Origin of the sequence: Pseudomonas fluorescens, from assembly GCF_001902145.1 — a bacterium.
GTDB classification, from domain to species: Bacteria; Pseudomonadota; Gammaproteobacteria; order Pseudomonadales; family Pseudomonadaceae; genus Aquipseudomonas; species Aquipseudomonas fluorescens_BV.
Genome location: NZ_MRST01000019.1, coordinates 226,080 through 239,702 on the forward strand (window position 1 = coordinate 226,080; position 13,623 = coordinate 239,702).

Below are 13,623 nucleotides of genomic sequence, written 5' to 3' on the forward strand. Positions count from 1 at the left end.
CCCACATTTTTTCCCTAGTCCCTGTATTCCTTTTCATCATCCTGATGAATCGCATCCTGCGACGTTCCTTCAAACCATCGTTCCTTGATGGCTGTGCCAATCCGTGGACACAGGGCTGATGTTAGAGCGTTCCGAGGGAAGTTCAACGCGATGCTCTCGGCAGGCTGACAAACATCGCCGCTCGTTTGAGCGAGAATAATCTTTATTTTTCAATAACATAGATAATGGCTTCGTCGATACAAGACGTACGCAACCGCTAAAAAACCCAAACACTTACGAAAAAGTAAGCGAATGCTTACACGCGCATTACGCAAAGTAGCAACAAGCCCTATTGGCGCCCCACCTGTAGGAGCGAGCTCGCTCGCGAAAAACCTGAGAGCACCACGGATCGTCAGGCTTTTCGCGTAACCGTTAAAGCCTAATCAATCGTCGCTCACCGTAATGGTCGGCATCGCCGGCGCCGTCGCTTCCTGCAAAACAATCCGCGCACCGACATGACGGGCCAATTCCTGATAGATCATCGCGATCTGCCCATCAGCCTCTGCCGCGACGGTAGGTTTGCCACCATCGGCCTGCTCGCGAATCTCCATCGCCAATGGCAACGATGCAAGCAGTTCAACGCCATACTGAGTAGCAAGCTTCTCACCCCCGCCCTCACCGAACAGATGCTCGGCATGCCCACAGTTGGAACAGATGTGCACCGCCATGTTTTCCACAACACCCAGCACCGGGATGTTGACCTTGCGAAACATCTCCACACCTTTCCTGGCGTCCAGTAGCGCAAGGTCCTGAGGCGTGGTGACAATCACCGCACCGGCCACCGGGACTTTCTGCGCCAGGGTCAACTGGATGTCGCCGGTGCCTGGCGGCATGTCGATCACCAGGTAGTCGAGGTCGCCCCAAGCCGTTTGTGTGACCAGTTGCAGCAACGCACCGGAGACCATCGGCCCGCGCCAGACCATCGGCGTGTTGTCATCGGTAAGGAAGGCCATGGACATCACTTCCACCCCCAATGACTCGATCGGCACAAACCATTTCTGATCCTTCACCTTCGGCCGCGTGCCTTCGGCGATGCCGAACATCACGCCCTGGCTCGGTCCGTAGATGTCGGCATCGAGAATACCCACGCGCGCACCTTCCCGCGCCAGGGCCAGGGCCAGGTTGGCCGCGGTGGTGGATTTGCCCACGCCGCCCTTGCCGGAAGCTACCGCCACCACGTTCTTGACGTTGGCCAGGCCCGGGATCTGCGCCTGGGCCTTGTGCGGCGCGATCACGCATTGGATGTCGACCTTGGCCGAACCCACACCGTCCAGGCCCTCGATGGCCATTTGCAGCATCTGCGCCCAACCGCTTTTGAACAAACCCGCGGCATAACCCAGTTGCAACTGCACCGACACCTGGTCGCCCTGGACCTCGATGGCACGCACACAGCCGGCACTGACCGGGTCCTGGTTCAAATAAGGGTCGGTGTACTGGCGAAGAACGGCTTCCACCGCTGCGCGATTGACGGCGCTCATGGGCTACTCCCGAAAAAAGACTGACTGAAACAGGCGGCTATCCTAACCGTTCCAGCCGCCGAACGGCATGCTTTCGAAGGTACGGAAGATTCTGAAACAGCGTCACGGGGTGAAATAAATTTCCCGGCGCTTTATAGTGGCCGACCTCCGTTTCATCAAGTAGCCGAGCCCCATGTCCGAGCCACGCAAGATCCTCGTCACCAGCGCCCTGCCCTATGCCAATGGTTCGATCCATCTTGGCCATATGCTTGAGTACATCCAGACCGATATGTGGGTGCGCTTCCAGAAGCATCGCGGCAATCAATGCATTTATGTCTGCGCGGACGACGCCCACGGTTCGGCCATCATGTTGCGCGCCGAAAAGGAAGGCATCACCCCGGAACAACTGATCGCCAATGTGCAGGCTGAACACAGCGCCGACTTTGCCGAGTTCCTGGTGGACTTCGACAATTTCCACTCGACCCACTCCGAAGAAAACCGCGAGCTGTCGAGCCAGATCTACCTGCGGTTGAAGGAAGCCGGGCACATCGACCAACGTTCGGTGACCCAGTATTTCGACCCGGAAAAGAAAATGTTCCTGGCCGACCGTTTCATCAAGGGCACCTGCCCGAAATGCGGCACCGAAGACCAGTACGGCGACAACTGCGAAAAATGCGGTGCGACCTACGCACCGACCGACTTGAAGGATCCCAAGTCAGCGATCTCCGGCGCCACTCCGGTGCTCAAGGACTCGCAGCACTTCTTCTTCAAACTCCCGGACTTCCAGCAAATGCTGCAAACCTGGACTCGCAGCGGCACCTTGCAGGACGCCGTGGCCAACAAACTCTCCGAATGGCTCGACAGTGGCCTGCAGCAGTGGGACATCTCCCGCGACGCGCCGTACTTCGGCTTCGAGATTCCGGGCGAGCCGGGCAAGTATTTCTATGTTTGGCTGGACGCGCCGATCGGCTACATGGCGAGCTTCAAGAACCTGTGCGACCGCACCCCGGAGTTGGACTTCGACGCGTTCTGGGGCAAGGACTCCACCGCCGAGCTGTACCACTTCATCGGCAAGGACATCGTCAACTTCCACGCGCTGTTCTGGCCAGCAATGCTTGAAGGCTCGGGCTACCGCAAGCCGACCGGCATTGCCGTGCACGGCTACCTGACGGTCAACGGCCAGAAAATGTCCAAGTCCCGTGGCACCTTTATCAAAGCGCGCACCTACCTGGACCACCTGTCGCCGGAATACCTGCGCTATTACTACGCGTCCAAGCTGGGCCGTGGCGTCGACGACCTGGACCTGAACCTGGAAGACTTCGTACAAAAGGTCAACTCGGACCTGGTGGGTAAAGTCGTCAACATCGCTAGCCGTTGCGCCGGGTTTATACACAAGGGCAACGCCGGTGTATTGGTAGCCGAGAACGCCGCACCGGAACTGACCGACGCCTTCCTGGCCGCCGCGCCGAGCATCGCCGACGCTTATGAAGCCCGCGACTTTGCCCGCGCCATGCGCGAGATCATGGGCCTGGCCGACCGCGCCAACGCCTGGATCGCCGACAAGGCGCCGTGGTCGCTGAACAAGCAGGAAGGCAAGGAAGCTGAAGTTCAGGCGATCTGCGCCACCGGGGTCAACCTGTTCCGCCAGTTGGTGATCTTCCTCAAGCCGGTGCTGCCATTGTTGGCCGCTGATGCCGAGGCGTTCCTCAACGTGGCGCCGTTGAGCTGGAACGATCACACCACCTTGCTCGGCAATCATGAGTTGAACGCGTTCAAGCCCTTGATGACCCGGATTGACCCGGTGAAAGTCCAGGCCATGACCGACGCTTCGAAAGAAGACCTGGTTGCCAGCCAGACCGATACCGGCCAATCCGCGCCGGCGGGCAATGGCGAGCTGGCCAAGGACCCGATCTCCCCGGAAATCGATTTCGACGCCTTTGCCGCCGTGGACCTGCGCGTGGCGCTGATCATCAAGGCCGAAGCCGTGGAAGGTGCCGACAAGCTACTGCGCCTGACGCTGGATATCGGTGACGAACAGCGCAACGTGTTCTCCGGCATCAAGAGCGCTTACCCGGACCCGTCCAAGCTCGATGGTCGCCTGACCATGATGATCGCCAACCTCAAGCCACGGAAAATGAAGTTTGGCATTTCCGAAGGCATGGTGATGGCAGCCGGCCCCGGCGGCGAAGAAATCTATCTGCTGAGCCCGGACAGCGGCGCCAAGCCGGGTCAGCGCATCAAGTAACCTCTGCAAAATGCCCCGCTGTTGCTAACGGCGGGGCTTCTCAGCTTGCCCTCCTCCCTGGGCCGGGCGTCAACGCTATGATCACAGCATGAACCTCATTCAACGTATCGACGCGCTGCTGCCGCAGACTCAATGCGGCAAGTGCGGGCACCCGGGTTGCAAGCCCTACGCAGAAGGCATCGCTAAAGGCGAAGCCATCAACAAGTGCCCGCCCGGTGGGCGGGAAACCATTGCCGGGCTCGCGCAACTGCTGCGCCTGCCGGTACTGGAGCTGGACACCAGCCGTGGAGATGCGCCTGCGCAAGTCGCCTATATCCGCGAGGCCGAATGCATCGGCTGTACCAAATGCATCCAGGCCTGCCCGGTAGACGCCATTGTGGGTGCCGCCAAGTTGATGCACACCGTGATTGTCGACGAGTGCACCGGTTGCGACCTGTGTGTTGCGCCCTGCCCTGTCGACTGTATCGAGATGCGCCCAGTTGCTGACGTTGTGCCTATCGTCGGTGACTTGGCCAGCAACGATGATGAACGGCGCGCACGCGACCTCAAACGCGCCCGGGCGGGGCGGCGCTTCGAACAACGTAACGCCCGCCTGCAACGTGAAGAAGCTTGCAAGCTCGCCGAACGCCTGGCACGAGCCAAGCGCACAGCGCCGATGGAGGTGGCACCGGTCGATAACACTCAGGGCGCTCAGGACGCTGCGATCAAGCAGGCCAAAAGCAGTGTCGCCATGAGTCGCGCTCAGTTGCACAAATCCTTGAAAGCGTTTGGGCATCCGCCGACCTTTGAGCAACAGTCGCAATTGATTATGCTGCAGCGACAGTTCGAGGCGTCCGAGCAGGCGCTTGCCGCACTGGAGGCCAACAGCTCACCGCAGCCACCAAAGACGGCCACTAAAAGCGCCGAGTTCAAGCGCGCAAAAATCCAGCTGGCCATGCGCCGTGCAGCGCTGAAAAAGGCTCAGGATCACCATGCTGACGAGCATCAATTGGCAACCTTGAAAGCCGCATTGAATGACGCCGAGCAAACGCTGCAAGATGCCGAGGCCAACGGCTGACCCATTGCGCTGTGTATTGCTAACATCACGCCGACCGCCTGCAAGGAAACGTCTGACCCTATGAATGCCGCAAAGCGCCTGGAAATCTTCCGCAGGTTCCATGAAGACAATCCGGAACCGAAAACCGAACTGGCCTACTCCTCACCGTTCGAATTACTGATTGCGGTGATCCTTTCGGCTCAGTCCACGGACGTTGGCGTTAACAAGGCCACGGCGAAGCTGTACCCCGTGGCCAATACACCCGCCGCGATTTACGCGCTGGGTGTGGAAGGCCTGTCCGAATACATCAAGACCATCGGCTTATATAACAGCAAGGCCAAGAACGTGATCGAGACGTGCCGCCTGCTGTTAGAGCTGCATGGAGGCGAGGTACCACAAACCCGCGAAGCCCTCGAAGCCTTGCCTGGCGTGGGCCGTAAAACGGCTAACGTGGTGCTCAATACGGCATTTCGGCAGCTGACCATGGCGGTGGATACACACATTTTCCGCGTCAGCAACCGAACCGGCATTGCGCGGGGCAAAAATGTGGTTGAGGTAGAAAAGCAATTGATGAAGTTCGTGCCCAAGCCCTATCTGCTCGACTCCCATCATTGGCTGATCCTGCACGGACGCTATGTTTGCCAGGCTCGCAAGCCGCGCTGCGGCAGCTGCCGTATCGAAGATTTGTGCGAATACAAGGACAAAACCTCCGACGATTGAGCGATCATTGGTTTTTGTGATCAGGCGATTGAAAAAATCTTTTTTACCCGTTCGCGGATTATCGCTATAAGGAGCCCCAATGGCAGTCTGAGCCTGGAGTTGACCTTATGAGCGCTGGCAACGAACAACTGGAAGTGGAAGACGACCTCGTTGAGTCGGATGACGATGTGGTAGAGGCACCTGTGGCAGAGGTGGCCAAGACCAATTTAAGCAAACGCCGCACTATCGACAATCTTCTGGAAGAGCGACGCTTGCAAAAACAGCTGGCCGATTACGACTTCGATTTCTGATCGAGCCGTTGACGGCCGGAAGCCTCCCTGACGGAGGCTTTTTTCTGCCGGTTACACGGGTATTCAAGGGGTGCAATATCCTCCTAGACCAGGCCGTTGCGCTGGGCCAGTTCGATCAGGTCCACGAGGGACCTGGCATTGAGCTTGAGCAGCAAGCGCGTCTTGTAGGTACTGACGGTTTTGTTGCTGAGGAACATGCCATCGGCAATTTCCTTGTTGGTTTTGCCACGGGCCAGTTGCTGCAGCACCATCATCTCCCGCCCCGACAAGCGTTCGACCATATCGGCTTCACTGGCATTGCCCATGGTTGACCGCACTGAGTTGAGCGCCTGGTTCGGGAAATAGCTATAGCCGGAAAGCACCGCCTTGATGGCGCTGAGCAACTCTGTCAGATCCTGCTGCTTGCACACATAGCCGGCGGCACCCGCCTGCATGCAGCGCATGGAAAAATGGCCAGGCGCCTGGGACGTCAGCACCAGCACCTTGAACGAGACGGCTTGCTTGGTCGAAGCCAGCCGACAAATAACTTCCAAGCCGTCGAGCTTGGGGATTCCGATATCCAATATCACAATATCCGGCATATGTTCCCGTGCAAGTTGCAACGCATCGACACCGTTATCAGTCTCGGCAACGACCTCATAACCATGACGTTCCATTAGCATGCGCACAGCAAGACGAATGACGGGATGATCATCCACGATCAGCACTTTATTCATGAGAAAGTCCAATTTCGCTGTTCGAATTATTTAGAGCAAACACAATAGCCTAGTCGATTACTAGTTGGCATAGCATTCCCCCCCGAGCAAGAGCAGGCAGAGACCCAACCCACAAGAAGATAGGAATCAGCCTACAAAAAAACGCCAACTTAGATGCATAGAGCTTTATGGTTGCTTTCAGACCTTTCTCGACGGGTACATATTTTGAGTGAAATGTCTTGGGTATGAGCCCCTGAGGGTAAACGTGCCGCACAGGACTTTCAGGAAATGCCCCTTGTTTGTCGCAATAACGCACGCAAACCGAGCCGGAAAAACCGTTCGCATTAGTTCCATTTAACATATTTTGGCACTTCCATAATTCCTACAGAAAATTCAACATCTCACGCATCACTTGCAACTACATGAGTGAATTTTCTGTCAGACATAGTTCCTGCTCAGATGTAAAAAATCATTCAGCCTTAAAAAGTCAAAAAAACAGGAAAACAATCGCACAAGTTACGAAAAACCCGTAAACACAAGCTAAACACTAATAAACAGCGCTGCATTAAAAATGCCAGGCAAAAAAAATGGCCCCTTTGCACAAGGAGCCATTTTTTTCACAACAGGCGCAGGACTCAGAACAACGAGCGGCCCTTGTTGGCAGCAATACGCATGCGCAATGCGTTCAACTTGATGAAGCCTGCCGCGTCCGCCTGATTGTAGGCGCCGCCGTCTTCTTCGAAGGTGGCGATGTTGGAGTCGAACAGCGACTCATCGGACTTGCGACCGGTGACGATCACGTTGCCCTTGTACAGCTTCAGGCGCACGACACCGTTCACGTGAGCCTGGGAGGCGTCGATCATCTGTTGCAGCATCAGACGCTCAGGGCTCCACCAGTAACCGGTGTAGATCAGGCTGGCGTACTTGGGCATCAGCTCGTCTTTGAGGTGCGCGACTTCGCGGTCCAGGGTGATGGATTCGATGGCGCGGTGGGCGCGCAGCATGATGGTGCCGCCTGGGGTTTCATAGCAGCCACGGGACTTCATGCCAACATAACGGTTCTCGACGATGTCGAGACGGCCGATACCATGCTGGCCGCCGATACGGTTCAGAGTCGCCAGTACGGTGGCCGGGGTCATTTCAACGCCGTCCAGCGCAACGATATCGCCGTTGCGGTAAGTCAGTTCCAGGTACTGCGCCTTGTCTGGAGCGTTCTCCGGGGAGACCGTCCATTTCCACATATCTTCTTCGTGCTCGGTCCAGGTGTCTTCCAGCACGCCGCCTTCATAGGAAATGTGCAGCAGGTTGGCGTCCATCGAGTACGGCGACTTCTTCTTGCCATGGCGCTCGATCGGAATAGCGTGCTTTTCAGCGTAATCCATCAGCTTTTCACGGGACAGCAGGTCCCATTCACGCCACGGCGCAATGACCTTAACGCCTGGCTTGAGTGCGTAGGCACCCAGTTCGAAACGTACCTGGTCGTTGCCCTTGCCGGTGGCGCCGTGAGAAATGGCGTCGGCGCCCGTTTCGTTGGCGATCTCGATCAGGCGCTTGGCGATCAGCGGACGTGCGATGGAGGTACCCAGCAGGTACTCACCTTCGTAGACAGTGTTGGCGCGAAACATCGGGAAAACGAAATCGCGGACGAACTCTTCGCGCAGGTCGTCAATGTAGATCTCTTTCACGCCCATGGCTTGCGCCTTGGCACGTGCAGGTTCGACCTCTTCACCCTGACCCAGGTCAGCGGTGAAGGTCACCACTTCACAGTTATAAGTATCCTGCAGCCACTTGAGGATCACCGAAGTGTCCAGGCCGCCGGAATACGCGAGAACGACCTTGTTTACGTCGGCCATGCCATCACTCCACGGGGTTGTACGGAAAGGCGACGATTCTACCGATCAAAACCGTGAAATTACAGGGGCGCGACAGCAAATGAAGATAAAGCGACAGATTATGTCGAGTGGGCGACCGATGGTCGCCTCTTATGAGGTAGCCGCCGGGTTGCTCGGCGCAGTGGCCTGAGGCGCCGGTTTATCTGGGGTAGCCACCCGCTCAAGCTGAATATTCACACGGCGGTTACGTGCGCGGTTGGCGGCATTAGTGTTGGGTGCCAAGGGGTAGCTTTCGCCATGGAAGCGCATCGTGATCTGCGATTCCTGGATGCCGTTGGCCTTGAAGTAATCCATTACCGCCAGGGCGCGGCGCCGTGAGACGTCGCGGTTGGTCAGGCGGTTGCCACTGTTGTCGGAATGGCCGTTCAACTCGACGTGATTGACCGTGGGATCGGCTTTCATGAATGTCAGGATCACCGACAACTTCTTCTTGGCCGCCGCGTCCAGCTCAATACCACCACCGGGGAAGCCCACTTCGGTCTGTTTGACCTGGTCGTAATTCATGGGCAGCAGCTTGGTGGTGCACACCTGATAATCGTTATACGCCTTGTTGAACTTCACAGGCAGCAGGCGAATTTCCGAGTAGCCGCCTTGACGCCCGTAATGCCGCACGGTCGGGCTGCGCCCTTCAAGCAAACCCGTGAACAGGCGGCCAGCCTGGGCCTGGGAGCTATTGAACAGCACGTCTCCGCTGCCGACACGCACGGCCCCAAGGTTGATATCACCTCGGCCCGGCTGCCACGGCGCGGCCGCGGCCAATAAGGTTGCCGAGCCGGCGCCAAGGGTGCTGCCATAGGTTTTCAGACGAAACGTCGCCTGCTCGCCGGCCCGGCGCACGAACTCACCGGAACCGAAATCGGTGATCGGCTGGGTGAGGCGGCACTCGAACTGATCGCCCTCTACCTTCCACTCAATATTCTCCAGACGTGTCTGGAACGTGAGGGCCGCCGCAGGCAGGCTGGCGAACACACTGAGCAGGGCTAGATAATACTGGCGCACGGGAGGCTCCACAGGTTTCTACAACACTTCAAAGCGTCATACATCGTTAAGGCATACCCGGAGATATCGGTAGCATCCGGCAAAACTTGATAGCGAGTGCCTGCAAGAGTCTTTTCCGGTAGCATTCCCACCAGATTGACCCGCCTGGAATCCCCAATGTCCGACCGCCTGACCCTGCTGCGTCCCGACGACTGGCATATTCATCTTCGCGATGGTGCTGCGTTACCCCAAACCGTGGCCGATGTGGCCCGCACGTTTGGCCGTGCCATTATCATGCCTAACCTGGTACCTCCGGTGCGCAATGCCGCAGAAGCCGACGCCTATCGCCAGCGCATCCTCGCTGCACGACCGGCCGGCAGCCGCTTCGAACCGTTGATGGTGCTCTACCTGACCGACCGCACCCAGCCTGAAGAAATCCGTGAGGCCAAGGCCAGCGGTCATGTGCACGCTGCCAAGCTTTACCCGGCGGGCGCGACCACCAACTCCGATTCCGGTGTAACCAGTATCGACAAGATCCTGCCGGCGATCGAAGCCATGGCGGAGGTCGGCATGCCATTGCTGATCCACGGGGAAGTCACCCGTGGCGACGTGGATGTGTTCGATCGCGAAAAAATCTTCATCGATGAACACATGCGTCGTGTGGTCGAGCTGTTCCCTACGCTCAAAGTGGTGTTTGAACACATCACCACCGCCGATGCGGTGCAGTTCGTCAGCGAAGCGTCGGCCAACGTTGGCGCGACCATCACCGCTCATCACCTGCTCTACAACCGCAACCACATGCTGGTGGGCGGGATTCGACCGCATTTCTATTGCCTGCCGATCCTCAAGCGCAACACCCACCAGGTGGCACTGCTGGATGCCGCCACCAGCGGCAGCCCGAAGTTCTTCCTCGGCACCGACTCTGCGCCACACGCCCAGCACGCCAAGGAAGCTGCATGCGGCTGTGCCGGCTGCTACACCGCGTTTGCCGCTATCGAGTTGTACGCCGAAGCGTTCGAACAGCGTAACGCGCTGGACAAACTCGAAGGTTTCGCCAGCCTCAACGGCCCCCGTTTCTACGGCCTGCCGGCGAATACCGACCGCATTACCCTGGTTCGTGAAGATTGGACCGCCCCTGCCAGCCTGCCTTTTGGCGAGCTGACCGTTATCCCGCTGCGCGCCGGTGAAACACTGCGCTGGCGCCTGCTGGAGGAAAGCAAGTGAGTGAAGACCATTACGACGACGAACAAGAGCACGGCGGTGGCGGCTCGCGCCATCCGATGGCCGAGCGTTTTCGCGGTTATCTGCCGGTTGTCATCGACGTAGAAACCGGTGGTTTCAACTGCGCCACCGACGCCTTGCTGGAAATCGCCGCAACCACCATCGGCATGGACGAACAGGGCTTTGTGTACCCGGAACACACCCATTTCTTCCGCGTCGAGCCGTTTGAAGGCGCCAATATCGAAGCCGCTGCCCTGGAATTCACCGGTATCAAGCTCGACCACCCACTGCGCATGGCGGTAAGTGAAGAAGCGGCGCTGACCGATATCTTCCGTGGCGTGCGCAAGGCATTGAAGGCCAATGGCTGCAAACGTGCGATCCTCGTCGGTCACAACAGCAGTTTCGACCTGGGCTTCCTGAACGCCGCCGTGGCGCGGTTGGACATGAAGCGCAACCCGTTTCATCCGTTCTCCAGTTTCGACACCGCAACGCTCGCCGGCCTGGCCTACGGTCAGACCGTTCTGGCCAAAGCCTGCCAGGCGGCCGGTATCGACTTTGACGGGCGTGAAGCCCACTCGGCCCGCTACGATACCGAGAAGACCGCCGAGCTGTTCTGCGGCATCGTCAATCGGTGGAAACAGATGGGCGGCTGGGAAGACTTCAACGACTGAAGTCAAATCCCGCGCATAAAAAAACCGGCCTTTTTCAGGCCGGTTTTTTTGTACCGTGACGTTGGCTTACAGCTTGCCAGCGTTCTCGGTCAGGTAAGCCGCAACGCCTTCTGGCGAAGCGTTCATGCCTTTGTCGCCTTTTTTCCAGTTGGCAGGGCAGACTTCGCCGTGCTCTTCGTGGAATTGCAGCGCGTCGACCAGACGGATCAGCTCTTCCATGTTACGGCCCAGCGGCAGGTCGTTGATGATCTGCGAGCGCACAACGCCCTTGTCGTCGATCAGGAACGCGCCACGGAACGCCACGCCGCCTTCGGACTCAACGTCGTAGGCCTTGGCGATGTCGTGCTTCATGTCGGCAGCCATGGTGTATTTGACTTTACCGATGCCGCCGTCGTTGATGGCGGTGTTGCGCCAGGCGTTGTGGGTGAAATGGGAGTCGATGGAAACCGCGACCACTTCAACGTTGCGCGCCTTGAAATCGTCCATGCGGTGGTCCAGGGCGATCAACTCCGAAGGGCAGACGAAGGTGAAGTCCAGCGGGTAGAAGAACACCAGGCCGTATTTGCCTTTGATGGCTTCAGACAGTTTGAAGCTGTCTACGATTTCGCCATTGCCGAGGACGGCTGGTACGTCGAAATCCGGGGCTTGTTTACCGACGAGTACGCTCATTGGATATCTCCTGATATAGGGGTGACGATTGAAGTAAAAGGACCGGTCGAGTCTGCCTGTGGAAACAGACAGAAATATGACGCAATCACGCTTCGTGAAGACCGACCATCATACACCGAAAAAACCGTTCGTCAGCGCACGGGCAATTCCCCCCGAAATGCCGCTGAAACTATTTTGACAATCATTCTCGTTAACATTAAGATCCATCGCACTTAAGCCATAAACCCGCGACGGTTCTCACTTATGTATGTCTGCCTCTGCACTGGCGTCACCGACGGACAAATCCGCGAAGCAATCTATGAAGGTTGCTGCAGCTACAAAGAAGTGCGTGAAACCACGGGCGTTGCCAGCCAGTGCGGCAAATGCGCTTGCCTGGCCAAGCAAGTGGTACGGGAAACCCTGACGCAGCTGCAAACAGCCCAGGCCGCACTCCCCTACTCGACAGAATTTACACACGCCTGATAGGCATGTTTTAAAGAACCGGACCTTGTGTCCGGTTTTTTTATGCCTGTAATTCAATTAGTTAGCGCCAAGACGCGGAACACAAACATTCTTATTCCGATTAATTTTCATTTATTATTCAATAACTTAGGTTTGACACTAGGATTTTCACCGCTCAGACTCCGCCCTATACACAGCTATTACAGGGCAGGACCCCAGTCATGAAAGGCGACATCTCAGTCATCCAGCAACTCAACAAAATCCTTGCCAATGAACTGGTCGCGATCAATCAGTACTTCCTGCATGCGCGCATGTACGACGACTGGGGCCTGGAAAAGCTCGGCAAGCGTGAATACAAAGAATCGATCAAGGCCATGAAGGACGCCGACGCGCTGATCAAGCGTATCCTGTTCCTGGAAGGCCTGCCGAACGTGCAGGACCTGGGCAAGCTGAACATCGGCGAGCACACCCAGGAAATGATCAGCAGCGACCTGGGCTTTGAGCGCAAGAGCCACAGCGACCTCAAGGCCGCTATCGCTCACTGCGAAACCAAGGGCGATTTCGGCAGTCGTGAACTGTTGGAAGATATCCTGGAAGATCAGGAAGAGCATATCGACTGGCTTGAAACCCAGTTGGGCCTGATCGACAAGGTCAGCCTGGAGAATTACCTGCAATCGCAGATGGGTGAATAACTGCGCTTGCTATCACTGTAGGAGCGAGCTTGCTCGCGAAGGCTCCCCAGGCAACGCGTTAAACCAGGCGCGCTGCGTTACCGTTGACGTTCTTCGCGAGCAAGCTCGCTCCTACAGAAAAGCTCAAAAAAAGCCCCGCTCTCTTGTGAGAAGCGGGGCTTTTTTATTGCTCGCCAATTAGGCGTCAGTCTTGGCCGCTGCTTTTTCCGCTGCGTCTTTGATCAGCGCTTGCAGGGAACCATCCGCTGCCATCTCGGTGATGATGTCACTACCGCCAACCAGCTCACCGGCTACCCACAGTTGCGGGAAAGTCGGCCAGTTGGCGTACTTTGGCAGGTTGGCGCGGATTTCAGGGTTTTGCAGGATATCCACGTAAGCGAACTTCTCGCCGCACTGCATGATGGCCTGGGACGCTTTTGCGGAGAAACCGCACTGAGGCGCGTTAGGTGCGCCCTTCATGTAAAGCAGAATGGTGTTGTTGGCAATCTGCTCTTTGATCGTTTCGATGATATCCATGGAACACCTCTGCAGGAACTTTGCGACTCACGGGTCGGCACGGTGGCGCATTGTAACGCAA

14 protein-coding genes are annotated in these 13,623 nt (G+C 57.3%); 8 read left to right on the plus strand and 6 right to left on the minus strand.

The annotated features are described in order from the left end of the window. Nucleotides 1-422 precede the first annotated feature (422 nt). Complete coding sequence (gene apbC / locus BUE92_RS07120; RefSeq protein WP_034135812.1) at nt 423-1,517, minus strand: iron-sulfur cluster carrier protein ApbC; 1,095 nt, start codon at nt 1,515-1,517, stop codon at nt 423-425. Nucleotides 1,518-1,689: 172 nt separating this feature from the next. Here apbC and metG point away from each other — a divergent pair, with 172 nt between their 5' ends. From metG to BUE92_RS07140, 4 genes are all read left to right on the plus strand, one after another. Then, nucleotides 1,690-3,741 (plus strand): methionine--tRNA ligase, encoded by a 2,052-nt coding sequence (gene metG, locus BUE92_RS07125; RefSeq protein ID WP_073522777.1) that lies wholly within the window; start codon nt 1,690-1,692, stop codon nt 3,739-3,741. Between the two features lie 88 nt (nt 3,742-3,829). Continuing rightward, complete coding sequence (gene rsxB, locus BUE92_RS07130) at nt 3,830-4,798, plus strand: electron transport complex subunit RsxB (RefSeq protein ID WP_073522779.1); 969 nt, start codon at nt 3,830-3,832, stop codon at nt 4,796-4,798. Between the two features lie 60 nt (nt 4,799-4,858). After that, on the plus strand, nt 4,859-5,497 hold the full coding sequence (gene nth / locus BUE92_RS07135) for an endonuclease III (protein WP_003188989.1): 639 nt from the start codon (nt 4,859-4,861) through the stop codon (nt 5,495-5,497). A 107-nt stretch (nt 5,498-5,604) separates the two neighbouring features. Next, nucleotides 5,605-5,787, plus strand: a complete 183-nt coding sequence (locus BUE92_RS07140; protein WP_003188987.1) for a PA3496 family putative envelope integrity protein — start codon at nt 5,605-5,607, stop codon at nt 5,785-5,787. Between the two features lie 83 nt (nt 5,788-5,870). Here the strand turns inward: BUE92_RS07140 and BUE92_RS07145 are convergent, their stop codons facing one another. The 3 genes from BUE92_RS07145 to BUE92_RS07155 all read right to left on the minus strand — a co-directional run bounded on the left by BUE92_RS07145 (nt 5,871) and on the right by BUE92_RS07155 (nt 9,373). Further along, nucleotides 5,871-6,503, minus strand: coding sequence for a response regulator transcription factor (locus BUE92_RS07145; RefSeq protein ID WP_003188986.1), 633 nt, complete (start codon nt 6,501-6,503; stop codon nt 5,871-5,873). Between the two features lie 614 nt (nt 6,504-7,117). Continuing rightward, nucleotides 7,118-8,335: an argininosuccinate synthase gene (locus BUE92_RS07150; protein WP_003188984.1), complete on the minus strand. Its 1,218-nt coding sequence runs from the start codon at nt 8,333-8,335 to the stop codon at nt 7,118-7,120. 129 nt (nt 8,336-8,464) lie between these two features. Next, nucleotides 8,465-9,373 (minus strand): flagellar protein MotY, encoded by a 909-nt coding sequence (locus BUE92_RS07155; protein WP_073522782.1) that lies wholly within the window; start codon nt 9,371-9,373, stop codon nt 8,465-8,467. Nucleotides 9,374-9,529: 156 nt separating this feature from the next. Here BUE92_RS07155 and pyrC point away from each other — a divergent pair, with 156 nt between their 5' ends. Next, entirely contained in the window at nt 9,530-10,576 is a 1,047-nt protein-coding gene (gene pyrC / locus BUE92_RS07160; RefSeq protein ID WP_073522784.1) for a dihydroorotase, read from the plus strand. Beyond that, nucleotides 10,573-11,244, plus strand: a complete 672-nt coding sequence (gene rnt / locus BUE92_RS07165) for a ribonuclease T (RefSeq protein ID WP_003188980.1) — start codon at nt 10,573-10,575, stop codon at nt 11,242-11,244. Before pyrC ends, rnt begins: the two co-directional genes overlap by 4 nt. Before the next feature lie 66 nt (nt 11,245-11,310). On the opposite strand, the gene BUE92_RS07170 is transcribed toward rnt, so the two are convergent. Further along, a complete protein-coding gene (locus BUE92_RS07170) occupies nt 11,311-11,913 on the minus strand; it encodes a peroxiredoxin (protein ID WP_003172097.1) in 603 nt (200 codons plus the stop codon). Nucleotides 11,914-12,156: 243 nt separating this feature from the next. Here BUE92_RS07170 and BUE92_RS07175 point away from each other — a divergent pair, with 243 nt between their 5' ends. Further along, the gene (locus BUE92_RS07175; protein ID WP_017526354.1) at nt 12,157-12,375 is read left to right on the plus strand and encodes a bacterioferritin-associated ferredoxin; all 219 of its coding nucleotides are present in this window, start codon (nt 12,157-12,159) and stop codon (nt 12,373-12,375) included. Between the two features lie 200 nt (nt 12,376-12,575). Further along, nucleotides 12,576-13,046 (plus strand): bacterioferritin, encoded by a 471-nt coding sequence (gene bfr / locus BUE92_RS07180; protein ID WP_012722487.1) that lies wholly within the window; start codon nt 12,576-12,578, stop codon nt 13,044-13,046. Nucleotides 13,047-13,223: 177 nt separating this feature from the next. Here the strand turns inward: bfr and grxD are convergent, their stop codons facing one another. Continuing rightward, nucleotides 13,224-13,562, minus strand: a complete 339-nt coding sequence (grxD, locus tag BUE92_RS07185) for a Grx4 family monothiol glutaredoxin (RefSeq protein ID WP_073522787.1) — start codon at nt 13,560-13,562, stop codon at nt 13,224-13,226. Between the last annotated feature and the right edge of the window lie 61 nt (nt 13,563-13,623).

Coding starts and splice junctions, on each gene's coding strand:
- apbC (WP_034135812.1), bottom strand. CDS start 1,517: ATGAGCGCCGTCAATCGCGCAGCGGTGGAAGCCGTTCTTCGCCAGTAC.
- metG (WP_073522777.1), top strand. CDS start 1,690: ATGTCCGAGCCACGCAAGATCCTCGTCACCAGCGCCCTGCCCTATGCC.
- rsxB (WP_073522779.1), top strand. CDS start 3,830: ATGAACCTCATTCAACGTATCGACGCGCTGCTGCCGCAGACTCAATGC.
- nth (WP_003188989.1), top strand. CDS start 4,859: ATGAATGCCGCAAAGCGCCTGGAAATCTTCCGCAGGTTCCATGAAGAC.
- BUE92_RS07140 (WP_003188987.1), top strand. CDS start 5,605: ATGAGCGCTGGCAACGAACAACTGGAAGTGGAAGACGACCTCGTTGAG.
- BUE92_RS07145 (WP_003188986.1), bottom strand. CDS start 6,503: ATGAATAAAGTGCTGATCGTGGATGATCATCCCGTCATTCGTCTTGCT.
- BUE92_RS07150 (WP_003188984.1), bottom strand. CDS start 8,335: ATGGCCGACGTAAACAAGGTCGTTCTCGCGTATTCCGGCGGCCTGGAC.
- pyrC (WP_073522784.1), top strand. CDS start 9,530: ATGTCCGACCGCCTGACCCTGCTGCGTCCCGACGACTGGCATATTCAT.
- BUE92_RS07170 (WP_003172097.1), bottom strand. CDS start 11,913: ATGAGCGTACTCGTCGGTAAACAAGCCCCGGATTTCGACGTACCAGCC.
- BUE92_RS07175 (WP_017526354.1), top strand. CDS start 12,157: ATGTATGTCTGCCTCTGCACTGGCGTCACCGACGGACAAATCCGCGAA.
- bfr (WP_012722487.1), top strand. CDS start 12,576: ATGAAAGGCGACATCTCAGTCATCCAGCAACTCAACAAAATCCTTGCC.
- grxD (WP_073522787.1), bottom strand. CDS start 13,562: ATGGATATCATCGAAACGATCAAAGAGCAGATTGCCAACAACACCATT.